The sequence below is a fragment of the Arthrobacter sp. NPDC093125 genome (genome assembly GCF_044754225.1).
GTDB lineage: Bacteria > Actinomycetota > Actinomycetes > Actinomycetales > Micrococcaceae > Arthrobacter.
In genome coordinates this window covers 117,038-133,229 of the sequence record NZ_JBIVOQ010000003.1, presented here as the reverse complement: position 1 = coordinate 133,229, position 16,192 = coordinate 117,038, and the positions used below count along the sequence as shown (strand labels likewise).

Below are 16,192 nucleotides of genomic sequence, written 5' to 3'. Positions count from 1 at the left end.
AAAGCTGCAGGAGCGTCCCCGGGAACGCCTCAAGACCTGAGGGAGCGTCCCCGGGTAAGCTGCAGGACCTGCGGGAGGGTCAGGAAAAAACCCGCAGGACCTGCGGGAGGGTTACTTTTCCACGAGGGTGAGGACGTCGTAGGTTGCCACGATTTCGTCGTTCTGGTTGGTCAGGACGGCGTCCCAAGCCACCTCGCCGTACTCGTCGGTCTCGCGCGGGGTGATCCTCTTGGCGGTGAGCGTGACGCGGATGGAGTCGCCTGCCGCCACGGGGGTGATGAAGCGCAGGTTTTCCAGGCCATAGTTGGCCAGGACGGGGCCCGGAGCCGGCTCGACGAACAGCCCGGCACCCCAGGCCAGCAGCAGGTAACCGTGCGCCACGATGCCCGGGAAGAACGGGTTGGCTTCGGCGGCCTCCTGGTTGGTGTGGGCGTAGAAGGTGTCGCCCGTGGAGTTGGCGAAGGCCGTGATGTCTTCCAGGGAGACCTCCCGCAGGTCCGACCGGACGGCGTCGCCAATGCGCAGCGTCTCGAGGGACTTCCGGAAGGGGTGCGTGCCTTCGGTTTCTTGGGTGAAGTTGCGGTCGGCCCCGGTGTGCCAGACACCAGTCACCGCGGTCAGCATGTTGGGCGAACCTTGGATGGCCGTGCGCTGCATGTGGTGCATGACGGAGCGGATGCCGCCCAGTTCCTCGCCCCCGCCGGCGCGTCCGGGTCCGCCGTGGACCAGGTGCGGGACAGGGGAACCATGACCCGTTGACGAACGTGCGTCCTCGCGGTTCAGCATGAGCACGCGGCCGTGGTGGGCTGCGATCCCCGTGACCAGTTCCTGCGCGACAGCGGGATCGTTGGTGCAGACCGAGGCGACGAGCGAGCCGCCGCCGCGGGCGGCGAGACGGACGGCGTCGGGAATGTCCTTGTATCCGATCACGGACGAAACGGGACCGAAGGCCTCGAGGGAGTGCACCTGGTCCGCCTCGGCGTCGGCCCAGCTGAGCACGACCGGGGACATGAAGGCGCCGCCCTCGGCCACGCCCCGTGCGCCGTCCGCGTTGGTGACCGACGGCGAATCGAGCGTTCCGTACGCCAGCTCACCGCCAGCGTCGATCATGGACTGCACGGCCGCGCGGACGTCGTTGAGCTGCTCCACCGACGCCAGGGCACCCATGGTGACACCTTCGGCGCGGGGGTCACCGAGCACGACGCGCTGGTCAACCCGGGCGCCGATGGCGGAAACGACCGCCGGAACCAGTTCCTGGGGCACGATCGCACGCCGGATTGCGGTGCACTTCTGGCCGGCCTTGACCGTGATTTCGGTGACGACGGACTTGATGAAGGCGTCGAACTCCGGCGTCCCTTCCACCGCGTCCGGCCCGAGGATCGCGGCGTTCAGGGAGTCAGTCTCGGACGTGAAGCGCACGCCGCCCAGCACCACGTTCGGGTGCGCCTTGAGGGACTGCGCGGTGGACGCGGATCCGGTGAAGGCCACAAGGTCGCGGTAGTCCAGCACGTCGAGGAGCCCGCGGACAGAGCCGGAGATGAGCTGCAGCGAGCCCTTGGGCAGGATGTTGGATTCGATGATCGCCTTCACCACGGCAGCCGCGACGTAGCCTGTGGGGGTTGCCGGCTTCACGATCGTGGGAACGCCGGCGATGAACGCTGGGGCGAGCTTTTCCAGCATGCCCCAGACGGGGAAGTTGAAGGCGTTGATCTGCACGGCTACGCCCGGAATACGCGTGTAAATGTGCTCACCGACGAACGAGCCGTCCTTGGACAGCACCTCCATGGGCCCGTCCACTACCACCTGGGAATTGGGGAGTTCGCGCCGGCCCTTGGAGCCGAACGTGAACAGCACGCCGATGCCGCCGTCGATGTCGATCATGGAGTCGATCTTCGTGGCGCCGGTCTGCGCCGAGAAGGTGTAGAAGTGCTCGCGGCGGGCGTTCAGGTACTGCGCCAGCTCCTTGAGTTTGAGGGCACGCTGGTGGAAGGTCAGCTTGCCAAGCTCGGTCTGGCCGGTGGTGCGGCCGTAATCCACGACGGCGGCAAGGTCCAGTCCGTCCGTACTCACCTTCGCCAGGATTTCGCCGGTGCTCGCATCACGCACGGGCACGGCGGAAGCTGCCGAACCGGCGTCGGGCGTCCACCAGGAGTCCTGCACGAAACTCGGCACGGTCTCCACGGTGTCCAGGGCGGGCTGGGGAGCGGTAGCGGTTGTGGTCATCGTTGACGGGTCCTTCCAACGCGGAACATACAAATCCGGGCGATCCGGGAAACAGGCCAGCGTATTACTGACCGTCCGTTCGGTAATATGTCTACAGTACATGAATGTCCCGCGCTGCACACTAGCGCTGCAAACTGGGAGTACAGCACTCCTGCCAGTCCCCCGCCGCGTCCCGGCGCCGTGTTCGAACCGTACGAGGAGACCAAAAATGACGCCCCAGCCCCGCAACGTGGACCTGCAGGCCGCGGAGCCTGCTTTCCAAGAGCGCGCAGGCCATGACCCTGCAGCCCAGGAGCCTGCAGCCACAAAACCGGCAGCCCCCAAACCTGCGCGGGAACTTTGGAAGATCACGCTCGGTGAACTCGACGAGAAGATGGGCGTGAAAATCCTCGAGCAGTCGGTGGAGCGCGTGGTGGCCACCATGCCCGTCGAAGGGAACCGCCAGTCGTTCGGGCTGCTGCACGGCGGCGCATCGCTGGCCGTCGGCGAGGCGGTGGGCTCCTGGGCCGCCGTCATCCACGCAAGCACGCTGGGCAAGACGGCGGTGGGGGTGGACGTTTCCGCGACACACCACAAGTCGGCGCGCAGCGGACTCATCACCATCACGGCAACCCCCATCCACCTGGGCGGCACCCTCACCACCCATGAGGTGCTGATCACCAACGACGCCGGCCAGCGGCTCTGCACACTGCGGATCACCAACCTGCTGCTGGCGCCCAAGGTCTAGCCTGCACGCTCCCCGGCCAGCCCGCGGATAGGCTGGGCGCGTGAGTGAAGTGACCAGCCTGGGTCCCGTCCTGGGCCCCACCCTGCTTGCCATCGGCCTCCTGATGGTGCTGACGGCCGCCGTCCTTTCGGGCTTCCGTGTACCCCACGCGTACTCACCGGCCCTCGCCGTTGTCCGCGGCGCTGCGCAGCTCGCAGCGGTGAGCCTGATCCTGGGGGCCGTGATCACCAGCGGCACCTGGGTGGCGGTTGCCTTGGGCGTCATGTTCCTCGTAGCCTCCGCAACCGCCACGCACCGCCTCGGCTGGAGCTGGGCACACCTCGCCATGGTCAGCTCGTCGATGGCGGCCGGCATCGTCCTGACCCTCATCATCATTTTCGCCACGGGATCGATCGAATTCACCAGCCGCTACGCGCTGGCAATCGGCGGCATTGTCATAGGCAACTCGATGACCATCGCGGCGCTGGCAGGCCGCCGGTTCAACGAGGCCGTCATAGACCAGTGGGACGTCGTGGAGGCGTGGCTTGCACTGGGCGCCAGGCCGCGGCAGGCCACCAGGGATATGGCGCGGCATGCAGTCGCTTCCGCCCTCATACCCTCCGTCGACCAGACGAAGACCACCGGCCTTGTCACGCTCCCAGGGGCGTTCGTGGGCGCCATCTTCGGCGGGCTCTCCCCGCTGGAGGCAGGTCGCTTCCAGATTGTGGTGCTGGCCTCGATCGTGGCCGCCGGCTCCGTGACGGCGGTGATGCTGGTGCATATGCTCGCCCCCGTCCGCAGGCAGCCCGCCCGGATGCCTTAGGCCGGGAGCTGGGCTAACGGCGACGCCGGCGTGCGGCAACCAGCAGCAACCCGCCCACGATCAGGGCGGCCGCGGCCCCTCCGGCTGCCAGCAGCAGTCCGGAAGCTCCGGTGTCCGCGAGCGCAGCCGCCGTCGGGACCGCCCAGGAGTTGGCGTGGCCCTGCAGCTGCACGGCCACGACGGACGGCTCAGGCGCCGGGGCCAGCACTGCGGGCGTAACGGGGCGCACTGGCTTCGACCCGGCTGGCGTATCCTCTCCCGTTGCACCGCTGCCCCCTGGCCCACCGGTGGCCGGAAGGGACGGGTCCGGATCAGGCGGGGCCGGCGCCGGCATCACTGGGTGTGCCGGGCTCCGCAACGAGGTGATGGCTGAGCTGCTGAACCCGTTGATGGCCTGCGCCGAGAACTGGATTGTGGAGGCGGGCGCAACAAAGGACCACCTGCCATCCGCGTCAGCTGGAACCTCCAACGGCTCCATGGCCGGAAAGGTAATCCGGACACTGGAGCCGGCCGGAACACTCGTTCCGGGGAGCGCGGGAATCTGTCCCGAGACGCTCTGTCCCTCCGCAATCGGTCCTGGAGGCAGGGGTGTGGTCAGCACAGGCTTGTTGAGGAACAGTCGGAGTTCGACGCCGGGCAGCACCTGGAGCGAATCCTGCAGTGTGGCGGCCACCGCGTAATTTTCCAGGGACCTCCGGGAATTACCGGCCGAGTGCGTGCCGACCGCGTAATTGCCGCTGATCCACGGACCACCGGAGTCGCCCCCGGCGGACTGCACGGAATAGGACAGGAATCCCCTGAATGACCTCAGGTCGTCCGGCTCTCCGGAGGGGCCGCCGACGACGTAGATCCCGACCTCGTCCACGGCGCCGCACGACCAGCCCTCGGTCCGGCCGGAGCGGCAGACGAACTGCCCGACGACCGGCGCCGCGGAGCCTACGATCTGCACGGAGCCCTTCCCCAGGTTGGCCGGGTCCTCCCACGTCGTTGCGGCTGGCAGGACATCCAGGTCTGCACGGATTGATTCGACCACGGCGATGTCCCTGCCGGGCTCTCCCGGGTTGTCCAGGTCCCCGGTAATCCAGGCATTCCCGGGCCCGCCGAACTGGCTGAAGCCGAACGTTCCCAGGTCACCGGTGACAGCGCTTCCTGCACCGGCGCCGCCGGCGGGATCGCCGGCCGGCAGCGTGACCTCGGCAAGCTTGGCGGCACCGTCGTCGGCGCAATGCCCGGCGGTGAGCACCAGCGGCTCACCCGCAGGGCTGAACGCGCTGAAGCCCGCGGAGCAAACCACTCCGCCCCCGTCGACCCGGTACCCCTGGCCGCCGAGGAAATCCTCTTCGCTGGCGAGCGGTTCGCCCTGTTCCAGCACCACGTTGGCGTACTTTGAGACAAAGTCCGACGGCGACATGACAGGTGTGCCGGAAGCTTTACCTCCGTGGTTATCACCTTGGTTATCAGCCTGCGCACCGGCTTGCCCGCCGGCCTCGCCAGCTGATCCGTCCCCCTCCGGGCGCTGACTGCCGGGTTGCCCCGCAGTCTCAGGTGAATTCACGTCCCCGGTGCGGATAATGAATTTCCCGTCAGCCTCGGCCACGGCCTGAAGCCCGACGGGCCCCACCTCGCGCACGTATGCCCGGTAGAGCTGCTCGACGCTGTTGGCCTGAAGCTCCACGCCTCCCGCGCTCTCGGCTGCAGCGGTCTCGGCTGCTGCATCGGCCGCCGGGGCGGGATCCGCCGAGGACTCCGTAGGCTCATCCGGGGTCTGGCCCGGAGCGGAGCTAACGAGGACGAACTCGTCCCTTCCGGTCCCGCTGGCCTTGTTGAGCGCGACAACGCGGTTTTCCAGTTCCGGGCCCGAGCCTTCCACCTGAATGCGCCCGTCCTGCAACCGGACCGCAACGAAACCCGGCAGGTCCCGGAGTACGGCCAGGGCGTCGGCTGCACGCTTCGCCTGCGCGCCCGCGGCGTTGAACTCCGCCAAGGTCATGCCCAGGTCGCGCGCTACTGCCTCGGCCAGGCTCTCGTCGCCAGGTGCAGGGGCTGTGGCTGTGTGCCCGGCCACTGACTTACCGGCCGCTGCCTCATTGGTGACTGCCGGCGTCGGGCTTTCCTCGGTTGCATACGCCGGCGCTGAAGCCGCGGCAGTGCCGAAGGCGAGCATCGCCACGATCCCGAGGGCAGCACGGCGGCCCGCTCCACGGCGAGCGCCGGGAGCGTATCCATGGAACGTCACAGGCCACCCCTCGCACCAAGCAACAAGAGGATTCTGTCCAGCTCGGCTGGCGTGACGCCGTGCGTGAGCAGGTAGTCCCTGGTCTTCAGCGACCTCACGAACTGCAGGACGCCGGCACCTCGAATTTCCAGGAGCGGTGCCAGCTCGTCTTGGTCCAGGTACCGCTCGTGGGGATGCGGCGTTGTCATGGTGCGGTGGCGCTCATTGATGCCGCGCATCGCGGCCTGGTAGGCGGAAACGATGTCGTCATCAGTTGCGCCGGCGAGGTCTTGGAGCATGGCAGCGATCATGCCGCTGCGGTCCCGGCCGGCGGAACAATGGATCACGACGCCGCCGGGAGACTTGGCCACGCTCCTGAACACGCCGGCGAGCCTGTCCGGAAAAAAGCGCGCGTTGGCAGCGTAGAAGGCCGGATCGTTGAGGTAGGGGACGCAGAGTGCCTTGAATTCCGGATGGTCCGGGTCCTCCGTAGGAGCGTGGACGACGTCGAAGGGAGCGAGCGCTTCCCCCACCTCCGGATCCGCGGGCCGCGGCTGCCGCTCGGCAGGATTCCGGAGGTCGATGACGGTCCGGACGCCGTCGTCGTATGCCTGCTGCCAACCGGCAGCGGTGAGCCACTCACGCCTGCCCATCCGGTACACGGAGCCAGCCACGCGCCAGGCGTTTACGGCCCCGTCCCAGCCAACCGGTACCTGCTCCCTCGCCTTCACGCAGACAGCTAACCACATCTTCCTCACCAGCCGCACGGGATGCGGACCAAGTAGTGCGGAACGACACGGCGGAAAAACGGGTACCGCGCACTGGTCCGCACCGTTCTGCCCGGGAGTACCCTAAGGCCCATGCGCACCGCGCCGCACCGAAAGTCTTCAATGCCTGCCACATGGCGGGCATTCGTCATCGCCCGCCGATGTCCTGCAGCATTCCCTGCGCGCCCATGGCTTCCCTGAAAGAGGGGTTTCATCGTGATAACCAAAATGCTCCGACGCCGCACCGCCCGCATGACGGGAGTCATCGCCGTCCTGGCACTCAGCACCGGCGTGTTCTCCGCCCCCGCTTCCGCTGATCCTGGCCCGTCGTATGTCGGTCTTGGCGACTCCTATGCAGCGGGGATCGGAGGCGGGCCGTATGTTGCAGGGCCCGCATTTGAGGGTCTGCCGCCGTGCATACAGACCGATGCGGCTTACTCCAAAGCTCTTGGCGGCCTCAACCTTGCGTGCGCCGGCGCCACAACCGCCGACGTCTCCAGAATGGTGACGGCCGCCGCGAATGATCCGGGCATGGCGCGCACCGTCAAACATGCCTCCCACATCACCGTCACCGTGGGAGGGAACGACATCGATGCCGCCGGCGCTACTGCACAATGCGCGGCACTGGTCTCGACTCCGGAATGCGATGCGGCGATCATCAACTCGATTGCCGTCAAGCTTCCCCAGCTGCCGGCGAAGATCAAGGCCATGGTCGCGGTGATCAAGAGCAAGGCGCCTCGGGCCAAGATTATCCTTACCGGGTATCCGCGGCTGTTCACCGTCAACAATTTCATGACCACTGAGCAGAAGTCGATGGCCACGACCGTCAACGCCGCCGCCGATCTCCTGAATGCCACCATTGCCGTCTCCGCCGTCGCCAACCGTGTGGGGTATGTGAGCGTCACGCAGCGGTTCACCAACCGCGGCGTCGGGTCCGCGCAACCCTGGATTGTAGGACCGCGGCCGGTCTGCTCGGCGACTCTCAGCTGCGCTCCCGAAGAGCGGCCCGCAGACGTGTTTCACCCCAATGAGGCGGGACACTTCCACGGTTATCAAGGGGCCCTTGAGGCGGTACTCACCCGGTAGCTGCTGAGCACGTGCTTTCAGGATCCGCCCCTGAAAGCACGTGTGCGGATCAGGTTGTCTCGCTAGGCTGAAGCAATGATCAAGGTTGCGGGTACAGTCAGCGCTTCGCTGCCGGCGCGGACAGCCTTCGCCTATTTGTCCGCGTTCGAGAACACCGCCGAATGGGACCCCTGGATCGAAAAAGTGGAGAAGCTTTCGGCGGGCCCGCTCGCGCTCGGGCACCGCTACCGCAGCGAGGTCCTGTTCCGGGGCAAGCGCCAGTTCCTCGAGTACGAGGTCATCGAACTGTTCGACAACCACATCAAGCTGCGCGGCGAAAACGAGAAGGTGGTGGCGTTCGATTCCATCGATGTGCGCTCCACCGGACCCGGCTGCGACGTCCTCTACACAGCGGAGTTCGCGATGAAGGGCCCGTTGAAGCTGCTGCAGCCCTTCCTCGGACCCGCCTTTACGTCGTTGCGCGATCCGGCGCTGGAAGGATTGCGCCAAAAGCTCAACTCCCTTTGACAGCAATCAGCACATCCGCCTCATCCGAACCACTGCAAGGAGGACATCGTGTCGGGTCAGAATCCAGATCCCCTCGAAGACAAGCTCACCGGGCTGGAACCCGGCGGGGGCGTGCCTCCTGGCGAGACGCCGCCGGGGGAAGCGTCCACCGGCGGCCCGCAGGGACACGATGAGGGCGCCCGAAAAGGGATACAGGTTGTAGCCATGGTGACGATCGGCATCGTCGTCCTGCTGTGCCTGGTCTTCTTCATCGGCTACATCGTCGGCCTGCTGTAGCCAGGAACCTAGTCAGCCCAGTCGAAGAAGCCCTTGCCCGTCTTCCGGCCGAGCTCGCCGCGGGCCACTTTGTCCCGGAGGATCTGCGGCGGCGCGAAGCGCTCCCCCAGGGTCGACTGCAGGTATTCGGCTATGCCCAGCCGCACGTCCAGGCCCACGATGTCCGTGGTCCGCAGCGGTCCGGTGGGGTGCTTGTAGCCGAGCACCATGGCGTTGTCTATGTCCGCCGCGGAGGCGACGCCCTCCTCCACCATGCGCATGGCCTCCAGGGCAATCGCCACGCCAAGGCGTGATGAGGCGAAACCGGGAGCGTCATTGACGACGACGGCGGTCTTGCCGAGCGCTTCCGTCCACCCTTTCGCTGCGGCTGCCAGCTCCTCGGAAGTCTCCCCGCCGAGCACCACTTCAATGAGCGTGGACGCCGGCACGGGGTTGAAGAAGTGGAGCCCCACGAAGTTGGCCGGACGCTGGAGTTGCGCTGCAAGATCGGTGACTGAGAGCGAGGAGGTATTCGAGGCCAGGAACGCCCCGGCGGCCAGCTGCTCCTCCACAGCCTTCAGGGCGCTGACCTTCAGCTCGAAGTCCTCGGGAACGGCCTCCACCACGAGGCCGCAACTGGCAAACGCCGCGTAATCGGTGGAGGTGCTGAACCGAGCCAGAACGTCCTCCGGAGATCCGTTCAGAACGCCGCGCGCTGCGGACTTCGAAACCGCAGCGGCGACCCGCGTGCGGGCGCCGGCGGCAGCATCGCCGTCGCGCTCGACCACCACCACGGTGGCTCCGTTGATGAGGAAGGCGTGGGCGATTCCGGCCCCCATGCGCCCGCCGCCGAGAACGCCGACAGTGTCAGGAAGGACGGTGATGGGAGGCCGGGCCGGCAGTGTCGAATTGCTCATGACTGTGTCTTCTTCTCGTCTTTCTTGGCTGTCTTCTTATCCAGAAATGCCTGCATCCGGTCGAACTTCGCCTGGGACTCAAAAAGGATGCCCTGGGCCAGCTGGTCGATGATCGGGTGGGCATCGGAGGGCGCATGGAAAACGGACTTTGTGATCCGTACCGCCAGCGGGTCCTGCCGGGCAATGCGGTCGGCGAGCTGGTGCGCGCCGTCCATCAGCACGGCAGCCTCGTGGATCTCGGTGATGAGGTTGACTGCAAGCGCCTCTTCGGCGCGCAGGACGCGTCCCGCCAGCAGGATTTCCTTGGCCACCGGTTCGCCCACCAGTTCCTTCAGCCGCCAGCTGGCACCGGCCGCGGCCAGGATGCCCAGGCCCGTTTCCGGATTGCCGATCCGGACGCTTGGTGTGCCGATGCGGAAGTCGGCGGCATATGCCAGCTCCGCACCGCCGCCGAGGCAGAAGCCGTCCAGCGCCGCAATGACAGGCATGGGCAGCTTGGCGATGCGGACGAAGATCGTTGAGTTGATGCCCTGCAGCGCGTCACCGCGCCGCCGCTCACGCAGCTGGGCGATGTCGGCCCCGGAGGCAAACACACCCTCGACGCCGGCGATGATCAGGACCCGGGGATTCCGCTCGAGCGCCGCGCAGACCAGGTGGAGTTCGTCCACCATCTGCTGGTCGATCGCGTTGCGGACTTCCGGCCGGTTGAGGAGCACGACCACGCGGTCGTCGCGCTCCTCAACCAGGAGGGTGCTGAAGTTGTGGGTGCTTAAGTGTCCGTTCGCACTGTCCTGGTTCGCGCTGTCCCCGTTCGCACTGTCCGGTCCCGCCACTACACGCGCTCCAGCAGCATGGCCGTGCCCTGGCCGACGCCGATGCACATGGTGGCCAGCCCGATCCGCGCGTCTTCGCGTTCCATCCGGCCGAGCAGGGTGATGGCGATCCGTGAGCCGCTGGAACCCAGCGGGTGCCCCAAAGCGATGGCACCGCCGTCGTTGTTCACGATGTCCGGCTCAAGCCCCAAACGCCGCATGCAGGCCAGGGACTGGGTGGCGAATGCCTCATTAAGTTCGACGGCGCCCAGGTCACCGACGCTGAGACCGCTCCGCTTGAGCACCTTCTGGGTCGCCGGCACCGGGCCGATGCCCATGATCTCCGGTTCGCACCCGGCAGAGGCACCGTCGATGATGCGGGCGCGGGGCGTGAGGCCAAGCCGCTGGATGGCCGCTTCGGAGGCCACGATGATCGCGGAGGCGCCGTCGTTCAGGGAGGACGAGTTGCCTGCCGTGACCACAGAACCGCCGTGCACCACCGGGCGGAGTCCGGCGAGCACGTCCATGGAGGTCTCCGGGCGGGGGCCTTCGTCCGTGTCCACGACTTTCTCGGACTTCCGGGTCTTGACGGTCACCGGAACGATTTCATCCTTGAACCGGCCGGCCTCGATGGCGGCGATGGATCTTTCATGGGAACGGACGGCAAAGGCGTCGGCGTCCTCGCGGGAAATGCCGTCAACGCGGCCGACTTCCTCGGCCGTTTCCGGCATCGAGAAAGTCATCTTCCCGTCGCGGGACAGCTCGCCCTTCTTGAAGGCCGGATTCACAAAGCGCCAGCCGATGGAAGTGTCGAAGATATCACCGGGCCGTGCGAAGGCCGTCTGCGGCTTCTCCTGCACCCAGGGCGCACGGCTCATGGACTCCACGCCGCCGGCCACCACGATGTCAGCGGCGCCGGACTTGATCATCTGGCTGGCCATGATGATGGCGCTCAGGCCTGAGGAGCAGAGGCGGTTCACCGTGATGCCGGGGATGTGCAGGGGAAGTCCGGCCAGGATAGTGGCCATGCGGGCGACGTTGCGGTTCTCTTCGCCCGCGCCGTTGGCGTTTCCGAGAATTACTTCATCAATGGCATCCGGGTCCACTCCTGCGCGGGCCACGGCTTCGCGGACCACAAACCCAGCAAGGTCGTCCGGCCGCACTGCAGAAAGCGCGCCTCCGTAGCGCCCTACCGGGGTACGGGCACCGCCAACCAGAAAAGCCTCGACCATGAGAACATCCTTTACGCAGGGAGCTGGGCCGGAACGAATAATTTACCGACCGTTCGTTCTATAAAGATTACACGGCAGGATTCTCCGGTCAACCGTGCCTTTCCCTACAGCGACTCCGCTTTGGCCGCGATTTCCGCGAGGTCCTTCGCCAGGGACTTCCGCGTAGCCTTCATGCCAAGCTTGCCGAACAGCGCCATCATTACCTTGCTGACCACCGTGGGCCGGAGAACTTCGGCGCCGAAGGTCAGCGTGAGGTCCGTACCCCCGTCGCGCTCGGCCAACTCAAACCGGGACGTGTATTCGGCGCCGCCGTGCAGCGCCATGACGGTGGTGCTCCGCGGCGGGTCCGCCTCCGAAACCCACATTTCCACCGTTTCCCGCCGCCCCAACACGGAGCGTGTTTCCTTCCAGCGCGTCCCCTCGCGATAGGGCCCCTCGCTGACCATCTGGATGGATTCGACGCCGGAAAGCGTCGCGGCCGAGCCGGGGATGTCCGAGATGACCGCCCACACCTTTTCGGCGCTTGCGTTCACGTGCTGCGTCAGGCTGGTGCTGTGATTCATGGTTCGAGCCTAGCCCGGGGTACGGACAAGGAACACGGAAATCACCACACCTTCAGGTAGGGAGGGTAATAGTAAGCATGCTTTGTGTTAGCCTGAAATGGCTTTGTCAGAGCAACCGACAACGGAAGGTGGTCAACACCATGGGTATCGGAGACAAGATTGCGAATGCAGCAGAAGACCTGGGCGGCAAGGCCAAGGAAGCTGCAGGTAACGCAACGGACAATGACCGGCTGAAGGCCGAAGGCCAGAAGGACCAGGTTGTGGCCGACGCCAAGAAGGTCGGGGAAGACGTCAAGGACGGCTTCAAGAAGGACTAGGTCCAAAAACCTACATAAAAGCACGACGACGGCGGACTCTCCTTGGGGGGTGTCCGCCGTCGTCGTTGTTGCATGAGGAGGGGCTCAAACCTCCATCCAGGAATACGCGTGGTCCCCCGAAAACGCCGACGGCGGGCGCCTTCACAAAGGAGGGCCCGCCGTCGTGACCACTCAGCGAACGTCGTGATCATGCGAAGCAGAAGGAACTAGCTGTACAGCTCGCTCTTCGGTTCGTTGTTCTTGACCTTCTGCCAGCCGAGCCACAGCAGCAGTGCGAAGAAGGGGATGGTGGCAAGGGTCCAGAGTCCGAGGTAGAACACCTCGCCGCTCTTGCTGGTCATGGTGTCGAACCCGATCAGCACGGTGATGGCGAGCAGGCCCAGGAGTCCGGCCCAGCTGGTCCACGGGGACCCGGGCATCGGGAGGCTGGACGTGATGCCCTTGCGGTGGCGCAGCGCGATCTGGCTGGCGAAGATGGCGCCCCAGGTGAAGATCACGCCGATGGAGGCGGTGTTCAGCGCGAGGTCGAATGCGTGGGAGCCGCCCAGCCAGATGTTAAGGAGGATGCCCACCAGGTAGAACGCTGCGATGGCCAGGATCGCTGCGTACGGGACGTGCCGCTTCGACATCCGGGTCAGCCACTGCGGTGCGTGGCCGTTGTTGGCCATGGTGCGGAAGACGCGGCCGATTGAGTACAGGCCCGAGTTGCAGGAGGACAGGGCTGCGGTGATGACGATCATGTTCATGACGTCACCCACCCAGCCGAGGCCCATCTGGCCGAACACGGTGACGAACGGGGAGACGCCGGCCTTGTACTGGTCGGACGGCAGCAGCATCGCCAGCAGCGTCACGGAGCCGACGTAGAAGACCACAATGCGGAGCACGACGGCGCGGATCGCCTTGGGCACTTCGCGTTCCGGGTTCTGCATCTCGCCGGCGGTGATGCCGACGAGTTCGATGCCGTTGTAGGCGAAGATCACTGCGTTGAGCACCAGGACCATGACGAGGGCGCCCTTGGGGAACATCCCGCCCTCGGCCGCGAAGAGGTTGGCAACAGAGGCGTTGCCGTCGCCGACCTGGGCGTTGGTGAGCACCATGAAGGTACCGACGGCCAGGAAGATCAGGATGGCGCCGACCTTGAGGCAGGACGCCCAGAATTCAAACTCACCGAAAGCCTTGACGCTCAGCAGGTTCACTGCCACGAGGAGCGCCAGAGCAGCGATGGCGGAGGCTTCGACCGGCACGTTCGGGAAGAAGAACTGGAAGTACAGGCCGATCGCGATCAGTTCCGCGATACCGGTCATGCCCCAGTTGATGAAGTACATCCACCCGGAGAGGAAGGCGCCCTTCTTGCCGAACATTTCACCGGCGTAGCTGACGAAGGAGCCCGAGGTCTGGCGGTACATGATGAGTTCGCCCAGTGCCCTCATGAGGAGGTAGGCGATGACGCCGGCGATGGCGTAGGAGAAAATCAAGGCCGGGCCGGTGGAGGCGAGGCGTCCGCCGGCTCCCATGAAGAGGCCGACGCCGATGGCGCCGCCCATGGCGATCATGGTGACGTGGCGCCTGCCCAGGGTCTTCTTGTAGCCCTCGGCGCTGAGGGTCGAGTCGACGGCGACGGATGGGGCCGTCCGGCTCTCAACTTCTGTGGGGGTAATTTGAGGCACAGCTGTTCCTTGTAGGTTGTGGTGTTGCCGCAGGTCGGGATTACTGCCGGTTGGGAAACCTGGAGTTTTTGTACAGATAATTCGCGTTCCGGCCCCTCTTGAGGGCCGTATGTGTACCAAAACTCATGAAGCACCGAAGCTTCGCGCGACCTGTCCATAGTACAAGATTCCGCCGGTGCTTCGTGACGCGCACAACATTTCCAGCTGCCGCCGCCCTCCCGGCGACCCGCCGGCACAGCTTCTATTTCGAATGGATAAAAACACTCCTGCTCAGGAGCATTTACGGATACCCTTTGCACCATGGGGGGCGACGTGCGTCTCTCTCCGGCGACCACGCCGCCTGCGTGGGCAAATGGCACTCGTGCCATTCCTCAGGGGGGACTATGAGAATAAGAGCACTACTGCCTGCAGTTTTGCTGCTGGCAGTTGCCGGGTGTTCAGGCGGCGGCTCCGGTCCTGGCGGACCGGGTGCAAGCGAATCGGCGCCTGCCTCAGCAACGGCAACAACGGGTTCGACGGCGGGATCGGAAACGCCGCTGATCTCCGCACCACCGACCACGGCACCATCCTTGCCGACGGATGTATCGACCACGCTAAATGCGATCAAAGACCTGCAGAATCATTCCTGCTCAGCGGGCGCGGACGGGTCCTGGACCTTCAAAGGGACGCTGGTCAACGCTTCGGAGAAGGCCAAGACCTACACGGTGGCGGTTGCGGTGACAGTGGGTGCGGCTGTTCAGGGCCACACCCTCATCACAGAAACCGTCCCGGCCGGGAAATCGGCTGAAGTGTCGGCCGAGAACTTCGCGAAAACCACTGGCTCCGCGGGTCAGTGCGAACCGGTCGTCTCGGCAAAGGATGCTCCATGAAAAAAACACTACTGACGGCTGCCCTGCTCCTGAGCTTCGCGGCCGGATCCCTGACGGCCTCGCCCGCCCTGGCCGAAGACTCCGCGACTCAGCCGGGCGGTCCTGCGGGCTCCGCCAGCACGGCGGACACAACACCGCCGGCAACGAGCACAGACCCGGGCGCAACAGTGCCCGCCCCCGGCGCCGGGACGACCGAGCCCGGAGAGGCCGATACCGGTACCACTGCACCCAACTCCGAGCTTTCCGAACCAGCGCAGGAACCTGTTGTGGAACCTCCTGCGCCCGCCCCGGATCCAGCGCCGGCCCCCGAACCAGAACCGGAGCCCGCGCCCGATCCCGCACCGGATCCTGCGCCAGCGGCCGACCCGGAGTTCCCAACAGGCGGCGCCATAGGCAGCAAATGGATTGCCCTCAATGGCGCAGACGGCGTTCTGGGAAACCCAACATCAAATGAATCGTGCACCACGGGGCCGTGCGTACAGACATTCGAAGGCGGCTCCATCTTCTGGAGTTCAACGACCGGGGCCCACCCGGTCTTCCTGTCGGCAGGACAGACTGGCCCCTACTGGCATAAGAACGGAGGCCGGGCCGCATTTGGCTATCCGGTCACCGATGAAACGGCACGCACCGGCAAGACGTTCCAAAAATTCTCCAGCGGGAAAATATTAGTGTGGACCGGCACTGCGGTTGTGGTTTTCTCGACGACGAGCGGAATCGGAAGCAGCTGGGTCCTGAGCGGCGGTGAGGCTGTCCTTGGCCTGCCGCTGTCAGCAGAGACCTGTGGACTCATCAACGGAGGCTGCTCCCAGGCCTTTGACAAGGGCGCAATTTTCTGGTCACCCACCTCAGGAGCCCACTTTGTCTGGGGCGGTATTGCAGCGCAGTGGCGGGGCGCGGGGGCGCAGAACGGGATACTCGGCTACCCCACCAGCAACGAGGCGTGCGGCCAGACAGGAGGCGGCTGCGTCCAGAGCTTCCAGAGGGGGAACATCTACTGGTCCCCCTCCACCGGCGCAAGGATCACCAACGGAGCCATCGGCGCCCGCTACAGCGCAGCCGGCGCCCACCGCGGCGTGCTGGGCTACCCGACCGGCAACGAGGCGTGTGGCCAGACAGGAGGCGGCTGCGTCCAGAGTTTCCAGAGGGGGAACATCTACTGGTCCCCCTCCACCGGCGCAAGGATCACCAACGGAGCCATCGGCGCCCGCTACAGCGCAGCCGGCGCCCACCGCG

General features: G+C 65.8%; 15 protein-coding genes and 1 pseudogene. 8 read left to right on the top strand and 8 right to left on the bottom strand.

Annotation, left to right across the window (positions count from 1 at the left end; genetic code table 11):
• Positions 1-111: 111 nt before the first annotated feature.
• Entirely contained in the window at positions 112-2,223 is a 2,112-nt protein-coding gene (gene paaZ, locus ACIP9X_RS07875; RefSeq protein ID WP_400479163.1) for a phenylacetic acid degradation bifunctional protein PaaZ, read from the bottom strand.
• A gap of 373 nt (positions 2,224-2,596) precedes the next feature.
• Here paaZ and ACIP9X_RS07870 point away from each other — a divergent pair, with 373 nt between their 5' ends.
• The gene (locus tag ACIP9X_RS07870; RefSeq protein ID WP_400479491.1) at positions 2,597-2,950 is read left to right on the top strand and encodes a PaaI family thioesterase; all 354 of its coding nucleotides are present in this window, start codon (positions 2,597-2,599) and stop codon (positions 2,948-2,950) included.
• Positions 2,951-2,990: 40 nt separating this feature from the next.
• Positions 2,991-3,752, top strand: a complete 762-nt coding sequence (locus ACIP9X_RS07865) for an ABC transporter permease (protein WP_400479162.1) — start codon at positions 2,991-2,993, stop codon at positions 3,750-3,752.
• Between the two features lie 13 nt (positions 3,753-3,765).
• Here the strand turns inward: ACIP9X_RS07865 and ACIP9X_RS07860 are convergent, their stop codons facing one another.
• Both ACIP9X_RS07860 and ACIP9X_RS07855 read right to left on the bottom strand, forming a co-directional pair.
• A complete protein-coding gene (locus tag ACIP9X_RS07860) occupies positions 3,766-5,988 on the bottom strand; it encodes a S1 family peptidase (protein ID WP_400479161.1) in 2,223 nt (740 codons plus the stop codon).
• Entirely contained in the window at positions 5,985-6,716 is a 732-nt protein-coding gene (locus ACIP9X_RS07855; RefSeq protein WP_400479160.1) for a tyrosine-protein phosphatase, read from the bottom strand. The genes ACIP9X_RS07860 and ACIP9X_RS07855 overlap by 4 nt, the downstream gene beginning before the upstream one ends.
• Positions 6,717-6,950: 234 nt before the next feature.
• On the opposite strand from ACIP9X_RS07855, the gene ACIP9X_RS07850 reads away from it, so the two are divergent.
• From ACIP9X_RS07850 to ACIP9X_RS07840, 3 genes are all read left to right on the top strand, one after another.
• Positions 6,951-7,820, top strand: coding sequence for an SGNH/GDSL hydrolase family protein (locus tag ACIP9X_RS07850; RefSeq protein WP_400479159.1), 870 nt, complete (start codon positions 6,951-6,953; stop codon positions 7,818-7,820).
• Between the two features lie 75 nt (positions 7,821-7,895).
• Positions 7,896-8,327 (top strand): SRPBCC family protein, encoded by a 432-nt coding sequence (locus ACIP9X_RS07845; protein WP_400479158.1) that lies wholly within the window; start codon positions 7,896-7,898, stop codon positions 8,325-8,327.
• Positions 8,328-8,375: 48 nt separating this feature from the next.
• Positions 8,376-8,603, top strand: coding sequence for a DUF6480 family protein (locus ACIP9X_RS07840; protein ID WP_400479157.1), 228 nt, complete (start codon positions 8,376-8,378; stop codon positions 8,601-8,603).
• An 8-nt stretch (positions 8,604-8,611) separates the two neighbouring features.
• Here the strand turns inward: ACIP9X_RS07840 and ACIP9X_RS07835 are convergent, their stop codons facing one another.
• The 4 genes from ACIP9X_RS07835 to ACIP9X_RS07820 form a co-directional block, all read right to left on the bottom strand.
• Positions 8,612-9,499 (bottom strand): 3-hydroxyacyl-CoA dehydrogenase family protein, encoded by an 888-nt coding sequence (locus ACIP9X_RS07835; protein ID WP_400479156.1) that lies wholly within the window; start codon positions 9,497-9,499, stop codon positions 8,612-8,614.
• Positions 9,496-10,245, bottom strand: a complete 750-nt coding sequence (locus tag ACIP9X_RS07830) for an enoyl-CoA hydratase/isomerase family protein (RefSeq protein ID WP_400479490.1) — start codon at positions 10,243-10,245, stop codon at positions 9,496-9,498. The genes ACIP9X_RS07835 and ACIP9X_RS07830 overlap by 4 nt, the downstream gene beginning before the upstream one ends.
• Before the next feature lie 86 nt (positions 10,246-10,331).
• Positions 10,332-11,543 carry a thiolase family protein gene (locus ACIP9X_RS07825; RefSeq protein ID WP_400479155.1) on the bottom strand — a complete coding sequence of 404 codons (1,212 nt, stop codon included), beginning with the start codon at positions 11,541-11,543 and terminating at the stop codon, positions 10,332-10,334.
• 104 nt (positions 11,544-11,647) lie between these two features.
• Positions 11,648-12,106, bottom strand: coding sequence for an SRPBCC family protein (locus ACIP9X_RS07820; RefSeq protein WP_400479154.1), 459 nt, complete (start codon positions 12,104-12,106; stop codon positions 11,648-11,650).
• Between the two features lie 140 nt (positions 12,107-12,246).
• Here ACIP9X_RS07820 and ACIP9X_RS07815 point away from each other — a divergent pair, with 140 nt between their 5' ends.
• A complete protein-coding gene (locus tag ACIP9X_RS07815; RefSeq protein WP_400479153.1) occupies positions 12,247-12,423 on the top strand; it encodes a CsbD family protein in 177 nt (58 codons plus the stop codon).
• Positions 12,424-12,629: 206 nt separating this feature from the next.
• On the opposite strand, the gene ACIP9X_RS07810 is transcribed toward ACIP9X_RS07815, so the two are convergent.
• Positions 12,630-14,090 carry an amino acid permease gene (locus ACIP9X_RS07810; RefSeq protein ID WP_400479152.1) on the bottom strand — a complete coding sequence of 487 codons (1,461 nt, stop codon included), beginning with the start codon at positions 14,088-14,090 and terminating at the stop codon, positions 12,630-12,632.
• 569 nt (positions 14,091-14,659) lie between these two features.
• Here ACIP9X_RS07810 and ACIP9X_RS07805 point away from each other — a divergent pair.
• Together ACIP9X_RS07805 and ACIP9X_RS07800 are read left to right on the top strand one after the other, a co-directional pair.
• Positions 14,660-14,959 carry a hypothetical protein gene (locus tag ACIP9X_RS07805; protein ID WP_400479151.1) on the top strand — a complete coding sequence of 100 codons (300 nt, stop codon included), beginning with the start codon at positions 14,660-14,662 and terminating at the stop codon, positions 14,957-14,959.
• Positions 14,956-16,192: pseudogene (locus tag ACIP9X_RS07800) on the top strand (hypothetical protein); the annotation flags it as partial. The gene ACIP9X_RS07805 and the pseudogene ACIP9X_RS07800, both read left to right, overlap by 4 nt.

Bases quoted from the DNA above. Each gene is read 5' to 3' on its own strand.
- ACIP9X_RS07835 (WP_400479156.1), bottom strand. From the start codon at position 9,499: ATGAGCAATTCGACACTGCCGGCCCGGCCTCCCATCACCGTCCTTCCT.
- ACIP9X_RS07870 (WP_400479491.1), top strand. From the start codon at position 2,597: ATGGGCGTGAAAATCCTCGAGCAGTCGGTGGAGCGCGTGGTGGCCACC.
- paaZ (WP_400479163.1), bottom strand. From the start codon at position 2,223: ATGACCACAACCGCTACCGCTCCCCAGCCCGCCCTGGACACCGTGGAG.
- ACIP9X_RS07820 (WP_400479154.1), bottom strand. From the start codon at position 12,106: ATGAATCACAGCACCAGCCTGACGCAGCACGTGAACGCAAGCGCCGAA.
- ACIP9X_RS07845 (WP_400479158.1), top strand. From the start codon at position 7,896: ATGATCAAGGTTGCGGGTACAGTCAGCGCTTCGCTGCCGGCGCGGACA.
- ACIP9X_RS07815 (WP_400479153.1), top strand. From the start codon at position 12,247: ATGGGTATCGGAGACAAGATTGCGAATGCAGCAGAAGACCTGGGCGGC.
- ACIP9X_RS07855 (WP_400479160.1), bottom strand. From the start codon at position 6,716: ATGTGGTTAGCTGTCTGCGTGAAGGCGAGGGAGCAGGTACCGGTTGGC.
- ACIP9X_RS07825 (WP_400479155.1), bottom strand. From the start codon at position 11,543: ATGGTCGAGGCTTTTCTGGTTGGCGGTGCCCGTACCCCGGTAGGGCGC.